General features: G+C 37.2%; 20 protein-coding genes and 1 pseudogene. 15 read left to right on the forward strand and 6 right to left on the reverse strand.

Annotated features, from left to right (window positions below; genetic code table 11):
* Nucleotides 1-101: 101 nt before the first annotated feature.
* Nucleotides 102-383: a hypothetical protein gene (locus F3G70_RS00775; protein ID WP_149730808.1), complete on the forward strand. Its 282-nt coding sequence runs from the start codon at nt 102-104 to the stop codon at nt 381-383.
* Nucleotides 384-388: 5 nt separating this feature from the next.
* On the opposite strand, the pseudogene F3G70_RS00780 reads toward F3G70_RS00775, so the two are convergent.
* A pseudogene (locus F3G70_RS00780) lies at nt 389-1,448 on the reverse strand (transposase).
* Between the two features lie 186 nt (nt 1,449-1,634).
* On the opposite strand from F3G70_RS00780, the gene F3G70_RS11940 reads away from it, so the two are divergent.
* On the forward strand, nt 1,635-1,796 hold the full coding sequence (locus F3G70_RS11940) for a hypothetical protein (RefSeq protein WP_223165968.1): 162 nt from the start codon (nt 1,635-1,637) through the stop codon (nt 1,794-1,796).
* A 59-nt stretch (nt 1,797-1,855) separates the two neighbouring features.
* Nucleotides 1,856-2,431 carry a flavin reductase family protein gene (locus F3G70_RS00785; protein ID WP_149730809.1) on the forward strand — a complete coding sequence of 192 codons (576 nt, stop codon included), beginning with the start codon at nt 1,856-1,858 and terminating at the stop codon, nt 2,429-2,431.
* A 6-nt stretch (nt 2,432-2,437) separates the two neighbouring features.
* Here F3G70_RS00785 and F3G70_RS00790 read toward each other — a convergent pair whose 3' ends face one another.
* The gene (locus tag F3G70_RS00790) at nt 2,438-3,085 is read right to left on the reverse strand and encodes a hypothetical protein (RefSeq protein WP_149730810.1); all 648 of its coding nucleotides are present in this window, start codon (nt 3,083-3,085) and stop codon (nt 2,438-2,440) included.
* A gap of 97 nt (nt 3,086-3,182) precedes the next feature.
* Here F3G70_RS00790 and xseA point away from each other — a divergent pair, with 97 nt between their 5' ends.
* The 4 genes from xseA to F3G70_RS00810 all read left to right on the forward strand — a co-directional run bounded on the left by xseA (nt 3,183) and on the right by F3G70_RS00810 (nt 6,151).
* Nucleotides 3,183-4,433 carry an exodeoxyribonuclease VII large subunit gene (gene xseA / locus F3G70_RS00795; RefSeq protein ID WP_149730811.1) on the forward strand — a complete coding sequence of 417 codons (1,251 nt, stop codon included), beginning with the start codon at nt 3,183-3,185 and terminating at the stop codon, nt 4,431-4,433.
* A gap of 1 nt (nt 4,434) precedes the next feature.
* Nucleotides 4,435-4,650 (forward strand): exodeoxyribonuclease VII small subunit, encoded by a 216-nt coding sequence (locus F3G70_RS00800; protein ID WP_149730812.1) that lies wholly within the window; start codon nt 4,435-4,437, stop codon nt 4,648-4,650.
* A gap of 12 nt (nt 4,651-4,662) precedes the next feature.
* Nucleotides 4,663-5,100 (forward strand): EamA family transporter, encoded by a 438-nt coding sequence (locus F3G70_RS00805; RefSeq protein WP_149730813.1) that lies wholly within the window; start codon nt 4,663-4,665, stop codon nt 5,098-5,100.
* A gap of 61 nt (nt 5,101-5,161) precedes the next feature.
* Nucleotides 5,162-6,151: a beta-ribofuranosylaminobenzene 5'-phosphate synthase gene (locus F3G70_RS00810; protein ID WP_149730814.1), complete on the forward strand. Its 990-nt coding sequence runs from the start codon at nt 5,162-5,164 to the stop codon at nt 6,149-6,151.
* Between the two features lie 23 nt (nt 6,152-6,174).
* Here the strand turns inward: F3G70_RS00810 and F3G70_RS00815 are convergent, their stop codons facing one another.
* Nucleotides 6,175-6,882, reverse strand: a complete 708-nt coding sequence (locus F3G70_RS00815; protein WP_188118013.1) for a PD-(D/E)XK nuclease family protein — start codon at nt 6,880-6,882, stop codon at nt 6,175-6,177.
* Between the two features lie 162 nt (nt 6,883-7,044).
* Between F3G70_RS00815 and mtnA the strand changes: the two genes are divergently transcribed.
* Nucleotides 7,045-7,974, forward strand: coding sequence for an S-methyl-5-thioribose-1-phosphate isomerase (mtnA, locus tag F3G70_RS00820; protein ID WP_149730816.1), 930 nt, complete (start codon nt 7,045-7,047; stop codon nt 7,972-7,974).
* A 16-nt stretch (nt 7,975-7,990) separates the two neighbouring features.
* Here mtnA and F3G70_RS00825 read toward each other — a convergent pair whose 3' ends face one another.
* Complete coding sequence (locus F3G70_RS00825) at nt 7,991-9,184, reverse strand: KamA family radical SAM protein (RefSeq protein WP_149730817.1); 1,194 nt, start codon at nt 9,182-9,184, stop codon at nt 7,991-7,993.
* A gap of 145 nt (nt 9,185-9,329) precedes the next feature.
* Nucleotides 9,330-10,331 carry a class I SAM-dependent methyltransferase gene (locus tag F3G70_RS00830; protein ID WP_149730818.1) on the reverse strand — a complete coding sequence of 334 codons (1,002 nt, stop codon included), beginning with the start codon at nt 10,329-10,331 and terminating at the stop codon, nt 9,330-9,332.
* Nucleotides 10,332-10,370: 39 nt separating this feature from the next.
* On the opposite strand from F3G70_RS00830, the gene dph5 reads away from it, so the two are divergent.
* The 5 genes from dph5 (at nt 10,371) to F3G70_RS00850 (ending at nt 17,721) form a co-directional block, all read left to right on the forward strand.
* On the forward strand, nt 10,371-11,162 hold the full coding sequence (gene dph5, locus F3G70_RS00835) for a diphthine synthase (RefSeq protein ID WP_149730819.1): 792 nt from the start codon (nt 10,371-10,373) through the stop codon (nt 11,160-11,162).
* 756 nt (nt 11,163-11,918) lie between these two features.
* On the forward strand, nt 11,919-15,614 hold the full coding sequence (locus F3G70_RS00840; RefSeq protein ID WP_149730820.1) for a carboxypeptidase-like regulatory domain-containing protein: 3,696 nt from the start codon (nt 11,919-11,921) through the stop codon (nt 15,612-15,614).
* 523 nt (nt 15,615-16,137) lie between these two features.
* Entirely contained in the window at nt 16,138-16,293 is a 156-nt protein-coding gene (locus F3G70_RS11945; RefSeq protein WP_188118014.1) for a hypothetical protein, read from the forward strand.
* Between the two features lie 93 nt (nt 16,294-16,386).
* Entirely contained in the window at nt 16,387-17,292 is a 906-nt protein-coding gene (locus tag F3G70_RS00845; protein ID WP_149730821.1) for a hypothetical protein, read from the forward strand.
* 3 nt (nt 17,293-17,295) lie between these two features.
* Nucleotides 17,296-17,721 carry a hypothetical protein gene (locus F3G70_RS00850; protein ID WP_149730822.1) on the forward strand — a complete coding sequence of 142 codons (426 nt, stop codon included), beginning with the start codon at nt 17,296-17,298 and terminating at the stop codon, nt 17,719-17,721.
* On the opposite strand, the gene F3G70_RS00855 is transcribed toward F3G70_RS00850, so the two are convergent.
* Nucleotides 17,713-18,456 carry an archaeosine tRNA-ribosyltransferase gene (locus F3G70_RS00855; RefSeq protein ID WP_223165969.1) on the reverse strand — a complete coding sequence of 248 codons (744 nt, stop codon included), beginning with the start codon at nt 18,454-18,456 and terminating at the stop codon, nt 17,713-17,715. The two genes, F3G70_RS00850 and F3G70_RS00855, sit on opposite strands and share 9 nt — an antisense overlap.
* A gap of 180 nt (nt 18,457-18,636) precedes the next feature.
* Between F3G70_RS00855 and hdrC the strand changes: the two genes are divergently transcribed.
* Complete coding sequence (gene hdrC, locus F3G70_RS00860) at nt 18,637-19,752, forward strand: CoB--CoM heterodisulfide reductase subunit C (RefSeq protein WP_149730823.1); 1,116 nt, start codon at nt 18,637-18,639, stop codon at nt 19,750-19,752.
* Nucleotides 19,753-19,774: 22 nt separating this feature from the next.
* Complete coding sequence (gene hdrB / locus F3G70_RS00865) at nt 19,775-20,671, forward strand: CoB--CoM heterodisulfide reductase subunit B (RefSeq protein ID WP_149730824.1); 897 nt, start codon at nt 19,775-19,777, stop codon at nt 20,669-20,671.
* Nucleotides 20,672-20,691: the final 20 nt, after the last annotated feature.

Consider the following 20,691-nt stretch of genomic DNA (forward strand, 5'->3'; position numbering starts at 1 on the left):
AAACAATATTCAAATATTATCTGAATTAATTTATGGAGCATTTAGTTTATAAACAGGTTTTATATACCAAAATAGGCAATCAGGGAATAGTGGTGAATAAAATGAATTTATTTAACTTGTCTTCAGCTCAGAAAATGTTGTTGTTTTCGGAAATAAACGATCCTTTAAACGATTCTTTTTATCTTAATTTCAGGAAGGATTATGCTTTAGAGGATTTTGAATATGTTAAATCAGCTATTGAAACTATTAGTAAAAGCTATCTGACTTTACAAATCATGCATGATGAAAACGGTGATTTTAAGCAGTATTATGCGGATGTCAATGACTTTAATGTTGAAACGTTTGATGTAAGCGATGAGAATGTCAATGATTTAGGGTTCTGAATTTTTTAGTTCTCAGATAATTGTTGTATGGCCGTTTTTGAGTAGAATCCTTGCGATATGATTAGGGCTCCTAAAAATACATTTAAATATACTGTTTTTTCAACGGATTTTGGTGTGTATTTGTGTATTTCTCTCATGTTGAGTCCTTGTTTGAGTAATTTGAAAAAGTCTTCTATTTTTTCCCTTATTGGTTTGAATTTTTCCCAATTATCTAATTTTTTTAATAATTCATATTTTAAGTTGTCGTAGAATCTTTTTTCGGTTAAAATTTTCTTGGTTTTCTTAAAAGCTTGTAATGGGTAGGATAACTGGTCATTGAGTTTGTTTTTTTTTTGAAATTGTCTCTTGGGAAAATGAAAGGAACGATTTTGTATTTGCTAATTCCTAATTGGTAGTTTTCATAGCTGTAATAACCTTTATCATAAATTAATATGTCTCCTTTTTGAATTATACGTCTTTTTTGTAGAGTTTCCATAATGGGGTCAAAAAGTTTTGCATCGTTTGGGGCTCCAGAATGGATTAAAATACAAACAGGATTCATACTATCGAAATCAATGACTACAGTTGCTTTAAATCCGATATAAAATCCTTTGGAGGATGAGTAGCTCCATTTCAAATTCAATGTTTGAAGATGTTCTTTTGTCTTTTTATTTCTGTGAAAATTAAAATCTAAGTCCACTGGTGTTGCATCAACAAGAAAAATCTTTTTTCCTCTTCTTTTTACACGATTTCTTGAATTTAAAATACGATTTAAGGCTTTCATTAGATTATCTGAGTCCTGAAGTGATAAAGTTTTGTAAACTTGATCAGGACTCAAAACTTCAGAAATATTAAAGTATTTACGAAGCTTTTCTTCAGATTTAAGCTCATTTAAAATGAAAGGAATGTCTAAACCAAAAAACATACTAATAAATATAATTTTAAAAGTAAATACTTGTTTATCCAAGTTTTTAAAGCCAAATGAAGCTAAAATTTTGGAAGTTTCTCTGGAATCCATAATTTTAAATATTTCTTTCAACAAAGCATAATTTGGTCTTTAATATCTAAATTTAATCTGTGTTTCATGTAAATCGCCAAATAAATATATGTAATGCATTGTATTTAAATTTAACGATATTAAGACTCTTTTTATTAAAATTAATGCTAATGAAATTGTATTTTTACAAACCATCGAAAATGAATATAAAAAATAAGAAAAATAGAACAAATTAGGTCGAATTTTAATCGAAAAAATTCAGGCCCCTAAACATATTGATATCAGTCAAGGATATGGGAATCGATTTCAATCCTGTAGCTAAAAATGAAGAATTGGAATTTGACAACATCTCCGTATTGAACAGTATTGCCGATAAAATAGACTACTCAAGAGTATTGGGTTTAAACAGTACAGTAATTACCATTAAAAATAAATAGAATGATTAAAACTAAACTTTTAAATATATTTTCAAATATAAATTTTAAATGTGATAAATATGGCAAAAAATATTAAAAAAGCAATTGTACAACCTTTGCCGGTCTTTATGGTCGGTACTTACTGTGAAGACGGAACTCCGGATGTTATGAACGCTGCATGGGCAGGCCAGTGCGGTCCTGAAAACGTTGCAATTACCTTTGCCCTGAACCGTCAGACTCTCAAAAACATTGAAAATAATAAGGAATTCACTGTAGCTTACGCAACCAAAGACACTTTGGAAATTGCAGATTACTTCGGTCTTGTTTCAGCTTCAAAAACTCCTGACAAGGTTGAAAGAACTGGCGTAACAGTTAAAAAAGCGGAAAATGTAAACGCTCCAATCGTTGAAGAGTTTCCAATCACTCTGGAATGCGAACTTATGGACATGCATCAGGTGGTTCCGGACAGGTGTCTTGTTGTCGGAAAGGTAATTAACGCTGTCGTTGATGACGAATTCGTCGATGAGGAAGGCAACGTTGACACTGAAGCTATTGAATTCATATCCTATGACGGAAACACTAAAAACTACAGGGTTTTAGGTGATGTTGCAGGAAAGGCATTCAATGCAGAATTATTGAAAAGCGGGAGGTTTTAAACTTCCTCAATATAATTTTTCACCAGAATACTCGTTTTCTTCCGTGTAGATTCTGATTAGCGTATCTACCGTATCCTCATACATTAACCTGTAGCCAATGGCTCCGCCAGCATCCGTTTTAACATTGTTTAATGATAAATCGCTGTTGGGACCACAGTTATTGATAATGTACCACATTCCATGGGGAGTGTAAATGAACAGTGATCCTTCGCCGTTTTTTGATTCGTTTTTAAAGCTGTCTTCAGGATCGTATATTTTTGTTGAATGAATTGCCAGTCTGCTTAAATCCTGCTTTGGTCTTGTTCCTTTCTTGAAAAGAAGGTTCAGCCAGTCATAGGTTTTATCCAGAAGTGCTTCCCTTTTTACGGGGTCATCAAGTGATGCATGTATATTGGCCCATTTCTTTTCAATGGTTTTTTCGATTCCCAGTATCTCTTCGACTTTTGAAACGTCCTTTTCAAGGCATCTGTAGCCTTCAGGTCTTCCGGTGACTTTAATGATGCCATCCACAAAGTCCTTTCTTCTGAAATTTCTCATGTATGGCTTTACTTTCTCAAATTCCTCATCTGGAATCCTCTTATTCAGGCCGTATAAATATCCGTATTCGTTGGCGTCATAACACTTTGTTTCCAATCTCAAATCTTCATCGGTCATGTTATCATTTCCTAATTAATATTTTATTGATTAAGCTATTTAAAAGGAAAAGATTATTGTACTAATTAATGCTAAAGTATTAACCAAGGTGATATTAATGGACGGGGAGTATATCACTGTATCTGAAATCACGGATTATATTGTTAGGCTCATCGGCAGTGATTCGAATTTAAAGCATGTCTTTATCAAGGGAGAGCTGTCTAATGTTAAATTATATAGAAGCGGGCATTTGTATTTCACTTTAAAGGATGAAAACAGCCAAATCAAGGGAGTGATGTTCGGCGCTCGCCATAGACTTAAATTCAAGCCCGAAGATGGTATGAAAGTACTAATCGAAGGAAAAATCGAGGTCTATAAGAATTATGGAACCTATCAGTTGTATGTAAGCGAGATTTCCAAAGACGGTATCGGTGATTTGCACAGGAAATACGAAAAATTAAAGGAAAAACTTAATAAAGAAGGTCTCTTTGACCCTGCACACAAAAAGAAAATTCCTAATTTTCCAAAAAGAATCGGCGTTGTAACTGCTGCAAACGGTGCAGCCATTAGAGACATCATAATAACCATTAAGAGACGCTGGCCATTGTGTGAAGTAATCCTTTTCCCTTCACTGGTTCAGGGAGAAAATGCGGCCCAAAACATTGTATATCAAATCAAAAGGTCTGAAAACTTTGATTTGGATACTCTGATTGTTGGAAGGGGAGGAGGAAGCATTGAGGATTTGTGGTCATTCAACGAGGAAATCGTTGCAAGAGCAATTTATGAATGCCGCACGCCTGTAATAAGTGCAGTAGGTCATGAAATCGATTTCACGATAGCTGATTTTGTCGCTGATTTGAGGGCGGCCACTCCGACAGCAGCAGCTGAGATTGCAGTTCCGCCTTATGCTGAAATCAGAAACGGCGTGGACCAGCTCGAGTCAAGGGCAAACCTTACCATCAACAAAAAACTTGATGAAAACAAGGCCAAACTGGAAGCCATTGTCTCAAAAAGACTGTTTAAAAATCCTCGCGAAATCTATGCTCCTAAGGAAATGATGCTTGACAATATTGTCAATCGCCTGGAGCATTCATCAGATTCATTGATTATGAAAAATAATGCAAAATTGGATTTGATTAAAAATTCAAAGGTATTTAAGAATCCACAAGAGATTTTTGCAAAGCAGAAAGAAAGCTATCTCTTGCAGTTCTCCAAACTGGAGATTTTAAATCCATTGAATACTTTAAAAAGAGGTTATACTTTAGCGAAAAGTGATGGAAAGGTTATTTCAAGTTCAAAGCAGTTGAAATCTGGTGACGTACTGGAAGTTGAATTTATGGATGGTAACGTTAATACGAAGGTGATTTAGTATGGAAAATGATAGTTTTGAAGATAATTTAAAAGAATTGGAAGAAATCGTTGCAAAATTGGAAAAAGGTGACGTTCCATTGGATGATGCGATTGAAGAGTTTAAAAAAGCCATGGATTTGGTAAAAGCTTGTGACGATAAACTGAAAGACGCCCAGGATACCATAGCAAAAATAGTTAATGACAATGGTGAAATAGTCGATTTTGACGTTGAATAAATTTGTGATAATATGAACAATAGCGTTTTGGGTCTTTTCCTGCCTGTATTGATGGTCGTTTTGGCAAATACGATGTATAACGTCTGCACCAAATCAACGCCTTCAGAGGTAAATCCGTTCATTACGCTGTTTTTCACATATCTGGTTGCTGCGGCAGTTACTTTGGTATTGTTTTTCCTTTTCGGAAATTCAAGTGACATAACCTGTGAGATAGCTAACGTCAACTGGACTTCAATCGTTTTGGGAATTTCAATCGTTGGGCTTGAAACCGGCTATATACTGATGTATCGTGCGGGATGGAAAGTAAGCAACGGATCCATTGTTGCCAATATCTGCCTTGCGATTACGCTTCTTTTTGTCGGATACATCCTATATAAGGAGAATATTAATTTAAAGCAGATTTTAGGCATTGTTGTCTGCATGATAGGCCTAATCCTCATAACGAATTAACATAACTTTTATTTAATATGAACTAAAAACAATATTATATTTAATTTTAATGGGCGAAAATATGATAATCAGAACACCTGCTAGAATACACATAACCTTATTGGATTTAAATGGTTCTTATGGTAGAATTGACGGGGGAATAGGATTTTCCTTGCAAAACCCTCAGTTTATTTTAGAAAGCACTCAAACTGAAAGCGGAGTTACCGTTGAATTTGATGAAAGCATTACTGATGAAGAAGCTATTGAAGAATGTAACCTGAAAATTAGACAGGCTTATGAAGACATCTGCAGTCATTTCGATTTGGATATTGGATTCAACTTTAAGGTTCACAACGCCTTTTCAGCACATTCAGGTTTCGGATCCGGAACTCAGATTGCCCTTGCAACGGCTAAGTTAATCTGTGAAACTGTCGGAATCGAAAAGGGATCAGTTGAACTGTCCACAATCGTTGGAAGGGGAGGAACCTCAGGTATTGGAACTTACGGCTTTGAAGACGGAGGATTCATAGCTGACGGAGGACACAGTTTAAAGGAAAAGGCAACATTCCTGCCTTCTTCAGCATCAAGTGCATCTCCACCGCCACTTATTGGAAGATATGAGTTTCCACAGGAATGGGATGTGCTGGTAGCCATTCCACCATACGGACTTTCAATTCACGACGGTGAAGAGATTAATTTATTCCAGAAATTCTGTCCGCTTCCGCAAAGGGAAGTCGAACAGCTCTCACACATCGTTTTCATGAATATGATTCCTGCAATGCTTGAAAAGGATATTGAAGCTTTCGGCAAATGCATTGATGAAATTCACAAAAGAGGTTTCCAGAAGGCTGAATTAACGTTATACGATGAAAGGATGCATAATCTGATGCAGCATTTGCGCGATAACGGTGCATACGGTGTTGGTATGAGTTCATTCGGACCTACAATTTATTCCGTTGTAGATGATAGAAACCGTGAAAGCGTCTTAAAAGCAACCAGGGAATTTTTGGGCGAAGACGCTCCAATATTTATAACTAAAGGTCAAAACAGTGGTTATGTAATAGAAAAATAATCACTTTTTCAATTCTTTTTTTTTTAATCAAAATCCTTATAGCAGATTTCTTCGTAAGTGCAGAATCTGCAAATGTACTGTCTGTTTTTCGGGAATTTTCCGGCATTTACTTTCTCTCTTACTTTATATAATGTATCTATTCCCTCTTCTAGCTCTTTTGAGTGCATGAATTTCCTTTTGTTTTCCTCGTCTTCAAAGTACAAAACTCTCAGCTTATTGTCCTTTGTGAAAAATATTCCTGCACCGATGACGTCACGGTCATAGGCGCTTTCAACAAGCATCTTGTAGTATCCAAGCTCCAGGCGGCACTTGCTGAACGAGGATGAGGAACCTGTCTTGTAGTCTATTACTATCAGTTCTCCTGAGGAATTTTCCAAAATCAAATCGGTAATGCCCGTAAAGTTATGGGTTTCATTTGTAAGGTATTCCTCCTGGCTGAAAATCTTAAAGTCCTTTTCAATCAGCGCCAGCTTAAAAAAGTCAGACAGGCTTTCAAGATGAACGTCAATGTCATCAACGCCGATGTTCAGCTGCTCGGATATCAAATCAAGGAAGTATCTCGGATTTTCCTGAGGGTTGTCCCCGTATATTTCGGCGTACTTTTCAGCTATTAGATGAACGTCGCTTCCCAGTGCCATGTATTCGTTTGGAGGGACTTCAATCTCGTCGATATAACGGTATTTGAATTCCCTAGGACATTTGATATAAGTGTTTATTTTCGATTTTGACATTCGCATATTCTATTATTTGATTAACAAATTATTAAAAATGATAGCATTAAATATTCTTTTTTATAAAGATAACTATGATTCAGATTTAATATTTAATAGGAAATTCGATAGATTGGAAGAAATGATTGAGAAAAACAAAGGATTAATATTTTTGGTGAAACTATGAGAACTATGGAATGGGAAGACAATAGATTGAAATTAATAGACCAGACGAAACTTCCGGATGAATTGACTTACGTTTACTGCGAAAATTATCATGAGGTCATTGTGGCAATCCGAGACATGATTGTTCGTGGCGCTCCGGCAATCGGTGTTGCCGCAGGATTTGGAATGGCTCTTGCCTATCTGGATGGCGAGGATTTGGATAAGGCAGCCGATGAAATCAAGGCCGCAAGACCAACGGCCATCAATCTCTTCTGGGCAGTTGACAGGGTATTGGGTAGCGATAATCCCCTTGACGAAGCCCTGAAGATGTATCAGGAAGACATCGATACCAACATGGCAATCGGAAAGTACGGCGCTGAGGTAATCGATGACGGCGATACGGTATTGACACACTGCAATGCTGGAGCTCTTGCATGTGTTGATTACGGAACCGCCCTTGGAGTATTCAGGGCAGCCCGTGATGCAGGAAAAAGCATTAACGTAATATGTGATGAAACAAGGCCAAGAGGCCAGGGTGCCAGCTTGAGCGTTTGGGAAATGCAGCAGGAAAACATTCCGGTCAAACTGATTCCGGATGTCGCTTCAGGATTTCTGATGTCTCAGGGAAAAATCGACAAGGTCGTAATCGGCGCAGACAGGATTGCAAAAGGCGGTGTCGTCAACAAGATTGGTTCATTCATGGTTGCGATGGCAGCAAAACAGCATGACGTTCCATTCTATGTGGCAGCTCCCCTATCAACCTTTGATTTTGACGCATCAATCTTTGATACGGTTATAGAAGAGCGTGATGGCGATGAGGTAAGGTATTATGGTGGTGCCAGGATCTGTCCTGAAGGCACTGAAGTAATCAATCCGGCTTTCGACATCACTCCTAGCGAATTCATTACCGGTATCATTACTGAAAACGGCATTATTGATCCTATTTAAAATAAATGAAATAATTCTAATCACGGATAATGGTCTTGTTTTCCCACGTAGTTAACTTATAGCCGTTTTTTTGATGTTCAATATTTTCCATAGGCACCAGAGGTATTTTGCCGAGCCCACCGGGGGAATTGAACACGTATGTCGGCTTGCACATTCCGCTGGTTCTTCCTTCCAGATGCTTCATAATCTCCAGACCTTTTTCAATATCGACCTGGAAGTGCTTGGTGCCCTTGATGTCTTTTGGATGGAAGAGATAATACGGTATTACGCGGTATTTCTGCAGTTCCTCATTTGTCTTTTGAATGCAGTATTTGTCGTCATTAATGTTATGCAACAACACCATCTGATTTCTTACGAGAACTCCATGGTCAGTCAATGTATCGACAGCCCTTACGGCCTCCGGAGTAATCTCGCAGGCATGATTGAACTGCGTTGACACGTTAACCTTATACTTTCTAAGAAGAACGGCCAGTTCATTGTCAATTCTGAATGGAAGGGTTGCCAGTGTCCTTGTTCCGACTCTCATCACATCAACATGATTTATCTGGGACAATCTATTAAATATGTACTCCAATTTATCGTTCGGCAATAGCAATGCGTCTCCGCCGGTAACCAGCACTTCCCTTATGCTTTCATGATTTTCAATGAATTCTATTGATTCGTCAATGTCTGATTTGGAAGTGTGCTTTTCGGTGTTTCCGATTAGTCTGCGGCGCTGGCAGTGTCTGCAAAGCATCGGGCAGGCATTGGTGACATTGATTATCAGCTTGTTGGGATATCTTCTTGTGATTTTTCCTAAAGGATTGGACTGTTCCTCCTTCATGGGATCAAGCTCTCCGTCCTCATCCAGTTCCTCAATGTTCGGAATGGACTGCAGCTTTATGGGACAGTCGGGATTGTCAAAATCAATAAGTGAAAAGTAATATGGAGTTATTGCAAATCTGTATCTTTCGCTGACTTCTTTAATGTGTTCGTATTCATCATCTGAAAGGCTTGTGTATTTTGAAATTTCGTCAGCTGTACAAATGCGATTCTTTAATTGCCATTTCGGATTGTTCCAGTCTTCTTCACCTGCATTCAATTCATTCAGGATTTTACTTTTGTTATTTTCATATATTTTTTTAGAAAATTCGCTAAAACCGGTTCTAACCTTTGACTTGTGCTTCATATCGTCAATAGCTATTTCATCAAGCTCTCTGGAACGAATCAATGATTTTTCTCTATTGATGTTTATAATATCTCACTCCATATTGAATATCTTTTTTATATGATTATGATTTTGTTCATGAACAAATATATATTTTTTTTCATACCTAAATTTTCAATAGATTTTTTTTCGCATAATGAAATGGTGGTCATTTGGAAGTTATCCTTGCATCGATTGCCACGTGCCACTCTCCTGGGGATGTGGACTTGACCTTTCGTGTATTTGTTATCTCAACGTTTTTGCCGGCTTTCAATGCAGCATCACTTAACCTTTTTGTACCCTGTTCATACCCATCTGAGAATTCATAATAGTTGATTGTTCCACCATCTTCAATCAGATTCATTGCAACATCAAGGAAATCATAGGCAAGGCCGGGAAGGTTCATGATTATCCTGTCGAACTTGCATTTAAATGATGAAGATATTTCTCTCGCATCGCCGCAGATGGCTTCAACGTTTTTGAGCTTGTTTAACCTGATGTTTTCTTTGAAATACTTTATCGCATTTTCATTGATGTCAACGCCGGTAATCTCAACGTCATTGTTTCTGGCTATCACCACCGGAAACGGACCTATTCCGCAGAACATGTCCAGAATATTTTCTCCGTCATGAACGCTATCGCTTACGCGTTTTCTTTCGGTTGCAAGCCTTGGTGAAAAGTAGACTTCGCAGACGTTAAGCTTCAGTCTTGCCCCATGCTCCTTGTGGATTGTAATGGGATTGTCCTCACCGGCAATCAGCTCCAGGTCCCTTATTCTGATGGTTCCATGCACGGCGCTTTTCTTCATGTAGATTGACCTTCTTTTGGTGAAGTCCAGCGTTGCCTTTCCTATAATGTTTTTCTTTTCTTCCAGTTCATCGGGAATCTCTAAAATAACAATATCGCCGATAGTGTCGAAGGAAGTTTTCAGATTCTCGATTTCTTCTTCGCTCAGTTCGTCTTCAAGCAGTTCGGAGAAATTGTGGGGATGGGTATTTAGCTCTTCCAGGTCAGCATCGACGATTTCATAGCCTTCAATATCTTCCTTCACCGGAATGTAACCGTAGTCCTTTTCGGCTTTTATGCGGTAATCCATTCTCATTAATTCCTTTTCAATTAACTCCTTTCGAACGTCATTAAGCTTTTTTAATGGAACCTTCACTGATTTCATAATAACTTTTTTATGTTTTATTCAATATATATTAATATCATGTTTTATTTAGTAGGTTTAGGTTTATTTGATGAAAAGGATATTTCCCTAAAGGGTTTGGAATGTTTAAAAAATGTAGATAAGATTTATGCCGAATTCTTCACTTCCCGCTTGTTCGGTTCAAGTTTTGATGAAATTGAATCCTTAATCGGTAAAAAGATTGAGGTTCTTGTCAGGGGTGAAGTCGAAGAGGAGCACAAATTCATTGAAGAGGCAAGGGATTCTGACGTTGCGCTGATTACCGGAGGAGATCCCCTTATTGCAACTACTCACAGTGATTTTCTTATTCAGTGCTCCAAAAAGGGAATAGAATATGAGGTCATTCACGGATCATCAATTTTATCTTCCGCTCCGGCTATTTCCGGGCTTCAGGGATACAAGTTCGGTAAGGTGACAACCATTCCGTTCCCGGACTATAATTTCTATCCTAAATCTCCATATATGGCAATTGAAGAGAACCTGAAGTCAAATCTTCACACCCTCGTTCTGCTTGACATTCAGGCACACAATGACCGCTACATGACGGTTAACGAAGGCCTGGAATACCTGATGAATATACGCGATAGTCTGGATTACGACGGATTGGTCGGTGAAGATACTCTGGCTGTAGGTATTGCCCGCGTAGGTTCAAGCGACGTTGTCGTAAAGGCGGGAAAAATATCTGATTTAATCGATTTTGACTTTGGAGGACCGCTTCACTGCATCGTTATACCTGCCGAATTACATATCGTTGAGGCTGAGTATCTCGTTGAGATTGCAGGCGCCGATTCTTCCATTCTGGATGATGTTTAATAAAAAATAGGGGAAGAAGAAGTAGAGATTTACTGTCTACTTCATTCTGTTTGGTGTATTGAACAAATCTGGAGATTAAATAATATTAAATTTGTTCTATTAGACATGAAGTTTTTTTCATATCGTTTAATATTATGTTTTAATTATATATAAATCTTTTTATGGTAATACTCTATTATGATTAAAATTTTCTTGTTTTAGGCTTTAAATCCATATTTAATGATGTCTTGATTAGTATTTTTTAAAAATCACGGTTTTAATTCGAAATTTGGCTATAAAATCATTAAGTTAATTATTGATATTGTGTTTTTATTTGTTAAACGTTAAAATAAGCGATTGTGTTGGAGCAATAGTTATTTTTATGGTGTAGGTGATTAGGGGAGGGGGGAAGTAGAATCATTTAGTTCTACTTCGTGTTTTTAATTGCAATGAACTAAATTTGGAGATTATAAAATGATCGACTGATGTTCATTGTAGACATGAATTTTATTTCACATCGTTTATTATTATGTTTTCATACTATATAAATCTTTTCTTTGAATTTCATTTGTGCAATCTTTTTGGCCCGTTATTTTTCAGGGCATGAAATCCTTGTTGCGTGATGTTTGTTTAAATCGCCTTTTTTTTAGAAAAAATGTATGCTGTTATAAATTATATTGTGCATAATATAGCATAACTAAAAATATATTATGGAGAGAATGATTTATTATGAAAATTAAATATTTGATTTGTGTCTGTTTAATGGTACTTTTTTTAATGTCAGTAGCTGGCGTATCAGCCAGTGATTATGTAAACCATACAGCAGACAATGAATTATTGTCAGCCGGCGTATCTGATGATGCTGTCGGCCTGTCATGTGAGGATAATGTAATTTCAAGCGATAATCGTGACTGGTATGTGAATGCCAGTGCGGCTGATGGAGGTGATACTTCTAATATTGCTTCTTATAATAATTTTAGAAGTGTTTTGGATAATTCTCCTCTTCGGGATGAAGAATGCACAATCTTTTTAGAAAACATGAATGTAGACCCTGAATTATCTGTTGCAGTTGATTCTCAGGTGACTGATTATGGCAGCAATACCACAATTCTCCTTGACTATAATGTTAATGCAACAGGAAAGGTCAATATAACTTTAACCGGTGATGAATATAATTACTCATTTGAAGATATTGCATTAAATGCAAGCATTACGCTTCCAGAAATGATTTTGCCGGACAATTATAATATAACTGTTTCATATAGTGGGGATGAAACATTCACAAATGCAACTGCAAATGCAACATTAATTATCAATAAATTAAAACCTGAATTGTCAGTTGAAGATTCCGTCATCGTTTATGGTGAAATAATAATGATAATCCTTCACTACAACGATAATGCAACTGGATTGACAAATATCTACTTTAAAGGCGAAAAATATGGTGGCGATGCATGGTATGAGCCTTTAAACAATACAGTCATTATAGAGTTCAGCCTTCTTCCTGATGTCTATAATGTGACCGTTGAATACTTTGGAAACCAAATATTTGAAAGTGCAACTGCAAATGCAACATTAATAATAAACAAACTGGATTCTGAGCTGTCTGTTGAAGCTCCGACTATCACATTCGGTGAAGATATTGTGCTTTACTTGGATTATAATGAGAATGCTACTGGTATGGTGGATATTGGTATTGCTGGTTCTGGTGGTTTTATTATTGCTTTAAATCAAACTTTAAATGGAACGCTCACTTTTGTTGATACTTTGGATCCTGGAGATTATATTGTGTCTGTTTACTATCATGGTGATGATATTTTCAATGAAACTAACATTATGGATGTTAATCTGACAATCAATAAAGTTGATATTGCTCCAGAAATTAATTTAAACGATACTATAATGACCGTTAATGTTTCTAATGATGCTTTAGGCAATATCACATTAACTCTTGGAAATAATACATTAATATCTAAAATTAATGATGGAATTGCTGAATTTAACTTATCGGAGATTCCTGACGGCGATTACGATGCTAATTTGACCTATCCTGGTGATGACATTTATAACGGATTTGAAGAAATCGTGCCTGTCTCAATCAAATCTGACTTCAATATGATGGCTGAAAATCTTACCAAATATTATGGCGGAAGCGAAGCGTTTCTGGTTGAAGTAATCAACGTTAAAGGCCAGCCTTTACGAGGTAAAACCGTTCAGATTACTATCAATGGAGTTACATATAACAGGATTACCAATGAAAGAGGTATTGCCAGACTCAATATTAATTTAAACACCGGGCAATATCCTGCGAGTGCCAGCTTAGAAAATAAAACAGTTAATGTGACAGTTACTGTACTGTCAACCGTTAACGGAACAGACATTACAAAGGTCTATAAGGATGGAACTAGCTATAATGCAACATTCCTTGACGGTAAAGGCAATTTCCTTGAAAACGGAACCGGGGTTAAGTTCAACATCAATGGCGTAATCTATAATGCAAACGTTTCAGGAGATAGTGGTTTGGCGCAATTAAACGTAGATTTGCCTGCCGGCGAATACATAGTTACTGCAACCAATCCTGTGACGGGCGAAAATACTGCAAATAACATTACTATGATTAAGGCAGATTCCAACATTTCCGTTGAAGCCCATAATGTCAGCTACAGCGAATGGAACGGCATTATTGCAGATATCCTTTTACCTGGCGATGCGACAGGAAATGTCAGAGTAACAATCGGAAACGATACTTCAGTCTATGACATCAACTCATCCGAACACAAAATTATCTCAGATAAAACAGTTCTCTTCATCAGAAACGGCAGTTTGGATGTCGGTGAATATAACATTTCAGCAACCTATGAAGGAAATGAATATTACAATTCATCAGGAGATAACGCTGTATTTAATGTATTGAAAGCGGATTATAACATTACCATTAACACTTTTGACATTAATGTGACTGACGTTAATGCTGCTGTTGCGCTCATCAGATTGCCGGGCGATGCAAGAGGCAACGTATCCGTAAGCATTAATGACGATGATTTCACGATAGAGATTAACGCCACTACCGTAAGGGGAATTAACGGAGCATTGTTAATGCCTGTTTATAACAAAGCCTATCCTGCGGGAGATTACAACATCTCAGCCGTTTACGGCAGTGATTCATACGAGCAGTCAAGCGCAAACGGCACTTTCAAGGTCTCAAAAGTATCATGCACTTCAAACGTCACGGTAAACGATACAAATGTCACGGTTGAAGTTCCTGAAGATGCAGAAGGCAATATCACATTGTCTATTGGCAATGGAACTATTGTCTCACCGATTGAAAACGGAACCTCATCATTTGACTTAAGCGATGTTCCTTCAGGGGAATATAATGCAACTTTAATCTATGGCGGAGATGACATATACAACGGATTTGAAATTGTCTGTCCGATTTCCATTGAAGACAAATTCATCATAACAGCCGAGAATCTAACCAAATACTATGGCGGGTCTGAAAGATTCTCAGTAAACCTTACGGATAGACAAGGCAATCCTATTGCAAATGCTACTGTAGGCATTACTCTTAACGGTTTGGGTTATGTTAGGGTTACTGATGAAAACGGTTCAGCATCAATTGCCGTTAACCTGAACTCCGGTGAATATCCTGTTGTCGTAAGTTATGATGGCACTTCCGTTAATGCAACAGTCACTGTCTTGACTACCGTTAATGGCACTGACGTTGTTAAAGTATTTAGAAACGCAACCCAATACTATGCAACGTTCCTTGACAGCGAAGGCAAATTCCTGGCTAATGGAACTGATGTTCAATTTAACATTAATGGTGTATTATATGACCGCAAGGTATCTGGAAATGAAGGTCTGGCAAGATTAAACATTAACTTGGAACAGGGTGAATATATAATTACTGCAATAAATACGGTTACTGGAGAAAACACTGCTAATAACATCACAGTTTTACCTAAAATCATTGAAAACAGTGACATAACCAAATATTATCGTAATGCCACTCAGTACACCGTTAAAGTCATAGGTGATGATGGAAAAGCTGTAGGCGCCAATGTAACGGTCAAGTTCAACATCAACGGTGTTTTCTATGAAAGGACTACCAACGAATCAGGCATTGCCAAGCTCAACATTAACCTGCAGCCTGGAGACTATGTCATAACTGCTGAGTATGAGGGGTGCATGGTTTCAAACAACATCACTGTCCTTCAGGTATTGTCCGCCGATAACATGACTAAAAAGTACGGCACTCCGGACCAGTTCGTTGCAACGCTCGTTGACGGTCAGGGCAACCCTTATACAGGCCAAAACGTAACCTTCAACATCAATGGAGTCTTCTACAGCAAGACAACAGATTCCGAAGGTCAATCCAAGCTCAACATTAACTTGATGCCTGGAGAATACATCATAACCTCAAGCTATGACGGAACCAATATCGCAAATAAAATTACTGTAACCGGCTGAGATTAATTTTCTCAGCTGTTTTTTTCCTATTTTTTAATGCGGCAAACATGTCCTCAAATCAATACTTTCATCATGACTTCATCATTTATTCAACTGATTTTTCAATTATCCATAAGTATATTTTTATTTCCGGCATTATTCATCAAAGGTATCTACATGCAATCAAATATATTGCCCACATTATCCCTCTTGAAATTGCTTCATGAAAATGTATTTTGAAAAAATTTTGTAAAAATGATACAGGCCAATATTTCGCCCGAGGCAAAAATTCAATTTCAAAGATGTCAAATCATTTTTCGTTAATGCCCATAATATTGTCATGAAAATTTCAAAAGGTGATTTTCGATTTTCATTTCACCCGCTAATTAACACAAAGATAATTGTTTTAGCTAATTTTCAAGAAGATTTCTTTTCTAATTTACCTTGTTTTTACCTTCCCTCATAATTATTATCATTTAAGAGTAAAATTAAGCTCAAAAAATACTGCTTAGTTTATTTACTAGAAGTTTTTTAATATTCATGTATGACAAAGAACAAAAGAGTTACCATTAGCATTAATAATGATTTGGATATATATTTCCGTAAAGTGGCTTCCTCCAAGCTGCTTTTTACCAGCGGATGGTATTCAAAGGCTGTTGAGGAAGCAATGATATTGTGGATTGAAAATGAGGAGAAGTGATTCGGATATTTTCAATTCTCCTCAATTGCATTTTTTTAGACAAACTATTTAAATTATGAACAATTTAGATATAATTAAAGTAGGTGTTTGGATATGGAAAATGACGAATTCAGAACCGTACGGGTGTACACTAAAAAATATTCAAGTAAAGATAAAGATGGTAACTCAATAGAAAAGGAATCAAAGCAGAAACAGGTAAGTCTTAAAAAAGAAGATCCATTTGAAGACAATGACCTTGTTAAAGTTCTTCCAAAAGAGGAATATGAAGAGCTTATTGCAAACAATCCGTCTGAAGCGGTCGATGAGGATATCATAGCCGAAAAGGATGCCCAGATTGCAGAACTGCAGGACCAGCTTGATACCTTGAAGTCTTCATTCTTTGATGATGTCGGTTCCCTAAAGGATCAGCTTTCAGATAAGGAACAGCTGATTCAGGCCAAGGATGAAATCTATGAGCTGAACAAAAAACTCGTAAGCGTTGACGAAGAAAGGGTAGCTATTTTCAAGGAACTTGACTATAAAAACAAGATGATTCTTGCCTACAACGTTGAGCTGAACAAATCCATTCTGAACGCCATTAACGTCGTCATCGATGAGGCAAGGGAAAACATCAACAAGAGAAACGCCCAGCTGGTTGCCGATTTGGAAAAGTCCATATCAAAATCAAAGCATGAAGTAAATGAGAAGAATAAAGCTATAGCATATGACATAAACAGCACAATCGATGACATGAATGAGCAGATTCGAAACACAAGCACTCTTAAAATGATACTTAACAAAAAGAAGATTAACTTAAGGGTACCTACAGACGATTTGCTTAAACCTTTTGAGTTTGATTTTGACGTCGAGCAGCTGCTTTCAGGCCAGGCACTTGAATTGGATGCCGCCGAAATACTAAAGGAAGTAATGCCTAAGCTTCCAGAACCATTTTCCAAATACATCGACACCCTTGAGGAAGCACCCGAAACCATTGACATCAATTCAAAGGAAGAGGAATGATTCATGGAGTTTAACCTATTCCGTTCAGGAAACCTGAGCTTTGAATATCCAGATACATGGCAGGCAGAAAATCCGGACACTTCAAACAATCCCGACTGCATTGCAACCCTGTCAAAGGGCGAAAATAACCTTTTAAACATCGTTGCCTTTCCGACAGAAACCGATTTGGAAAGATACAAGGAATTCATGGAGACATGCATCAGCGATGATGGCGGAACAATTTTCGAATCTGTCTTTGTAAAAAAAGCTTCAATGGATGCCATAAGGCTTCATGGAAATATCAAAACTCCCCAAATCACTTTTGACATTCACACTTTCGTTTTTATAGAGCAGGGCGATATCTACATATTTGAGCTTAGAACCACTGACTATTCATCAAAAACAATATCCGAATATGAAGATATGGTCGATTCCCTTAAATTAGAATAGCTGGCTGTATTCGAGGATAAAGTCCATGTAATTCTTGTCCAGAAGCTTCAATGTTGACACGTTTTGTGGTGATGTAGTTGAGCGCTCTTCAACCAGGTTTCTAAGGGAAGAGTTTTCCATATGGCTTTGGATTTCCTTTATGACGAATTCAAGGCATTCCAGATTTTTTTCTTCAAGTTCCTCAGGAGTGAGGTCTTCATAAATCCCATAGCTGTTCAGGTCATATGCCTTTGTCGGGGTCTGCAGAACATTCAAATAACTGTAGTAATTGCTCGCATCGCTTAAAAACCCGTCTATTCCCATGTATGTTAATATGGGCATGAATGAGCTTTCGGCAAAAGTGAAAATAAGCACACTTGAAGGATGAGCATTTTTCCTTAAATTAACGACAATGTCAACCAGCTCTCTCGGATTAGTTAACAGTTCATCCCCGTTTGCTATGACGAATACGTTGTATCCGATTTCCTCAAGGCCTTTAAGGCATTCTATTCTCAGGTTGATGTATTTTGATCCCTGAATTACTGCGCAGTCGCATTCATCGGCATTTTCTTTTGCAAGCCTTAAGGTTTCCCTGACGTTGAGCTTGGCTATTTCCTTGTCGATATTGTAGGCTGAGCCATGTGACGGAGCTATTTTCAGGTCCTCTTCATAAAATATTTTCGGGGTTTTCTCGCCGTCAAGTTTGCCGTATCTTCCGGGTCCGTCATGTGATTTTATTTCGTATTTTCTTATCATCAAAATAATTTTGTTTTTCATAGTTTATAGCATTTTAGGATATCCTAAAAAATTTAATGGGTGTAAGCTTTTTGATTACACATTCAAAAAATTTAGTAAGCTTTATATAGGATTTTCAAATAAATTATAATTAAGGATTGGAGGTAATTTAATCCAATGAAAATCCGAGGTGTGTTTTCAATGTCTATTATAAATCGTCTTAAATCCTTGTTTAAAGAGGAAAAAGATATGGAAGAAAAAGGCATCGCAGATAAGTTTTCTGATGATGCCGAAGTTACATCTTCAAATTTGGGAAATACTATTGTGTCCGGCACAAAAACAACCGTATCAATTTCAGAGGTTGTTAAAAAAGAAGGGGACACAATCAGTAAGGAGATAACATTCAAAAAGAATGTCGGCTCCATCGAAGAAGAAAGTGTTGAAGAGGATCTTCCTATAATAGAAGAAGCTGAACCTTCTAATGATGAAGAAATTCCTGAGGCAGAGGAAGACTCTGATGTAGAAGAAGTTCAAGAAGTTGAATCAGCTGAAGAAGCTGCTGAAGAAGCAGTTGAAGAAGCAGCTGAGGAAGATGGCGATGAAACTTCAGAAATTGAAGAAGAAGTTCCTGTGGAAGAATCTTTAGATGTTGAAGAAAATACTTCTTCACAAGAGGAAGATGTTAACACTGATAATGAAGAAGAAGCAGCTGAGAAAGCTGAATCTGAAAATGAAAATAAAGAAGAAAAGAGAGATAATATGACTTTATTGACTGATAAAGAATTATTAACAGACGCAAATCGTGACCCAGAATTTACTGCTGAGTTTATTGATGCTGGAATTGAAACGGTTAAACATTGTTTCCAATGTGGTACCTGTGGTGGAGGATGTCCTTCAGGAAGGAGAACTCCTTATAAAGTAAGACAAATAGTCAGAAAATGTTTACTCGGATTAAAAGAAGAAGTAATCGCTGACGACGCATTATGGATGTGTACTACCTGTTACACCTGCCAAGAAAGATGTCCTAGAAGTGTTAAAATTGTTGAAATCATCAAAAAAGCACGTAACGTTGCTGCACACGCTGGATACATGGCAAAACCACACAAAATGACTGGTGTATTCGTAATCAACACAGGTCACGCTGTACCTATCAACGATGCTGCTAAAGCATTAAGAAGCCAAATTGGTCTTTCAGAAGTACCTCCAACTACTCACGCAGATGCTGGAGCATTAGAAGAAGTTAAAAAATTATGTAAAATTACCGCTTTTGATGAATTAATCGGTTACGATGAAGCAACCGGCGGATTAAAAGAATAGATTTGATTAGGAGAGTATTAGTATGGAAATCGCATATTTCTTAGGTTGTATCATGCCAAACCGTTATCCTGGTATTGAAAAAGCAACCCGTATATTATTTGACGCATTAGATATTGAATTAAAAGACATGGAAGGAGCTTCCTGTTGTCCTGCTCCTGGTGTATTCGGATCTTTTGATGAAGAAACCTGGGCTACCATTGCTGCACGTAACTTAACTCTTGCAGAAGACATGGGCGCTGACATCTTAACCGAATGTAACGGATGTTTCGGTTCTTTATTTGAAGCTAACCACATGTTAAAAGAAGACGATGACAAAAGAGCTAAAATCAACGCTAACTTAGCAGAAATCGGTAAAGAGTTCAAAGGAACTACTAACGTAAAACACTTAGCTCAAATCTTAAGAGACGATGTCGGATACGAAAAATTAGCATCCCTCATTGAAAAACCATTAGATTTAAACGTTGCTGTCCACTACGGATGCCACTTCTTAAAACCTACAGCTGAAATCGGTATCGAAGAACAGGCTGAAAACCCATCCATCTTAGATGATCTTGTTGAAATCACCGGTGCTAAATCTGTCGACTACAAAGACAAAATGATGTGCTGTGGTGCAGGTGGAGGTTTAAGAGCTAGAGATTTAGATGTAACCGCAAGTTACACCAAAGAAAAACTCGACCACATGGCCGAAGCAGGCGTAGACGCAATCATCGACGTATGTCCATTCTGTCACATGCAATTCGATCAAGGACAAACCGAAGTTAACGAAAAATACGGAACTGACTTCGCAATTCCTGTATTCCACTTAGCTCAATTATACGGATTAGCTATGGGATTATCTGCTGACGAATTAACTTTAGACGCACAAAAAATCGATGCAGCTCCTGCTTTAGCTAAAGCTTTAGGTGAAAACGCTAAATAAGTTTAAGGATTTTATCCTTA

It is taken from the genome of Methanobrevibacter millerae (genome assembly GCF_900103415.1).
Lineage (GTDB): Archaea > Methanobacteriota > Methanobacteria > Methanobacteriales > Methanobacteriaceae > Methanocatella > Methanocatella millerae.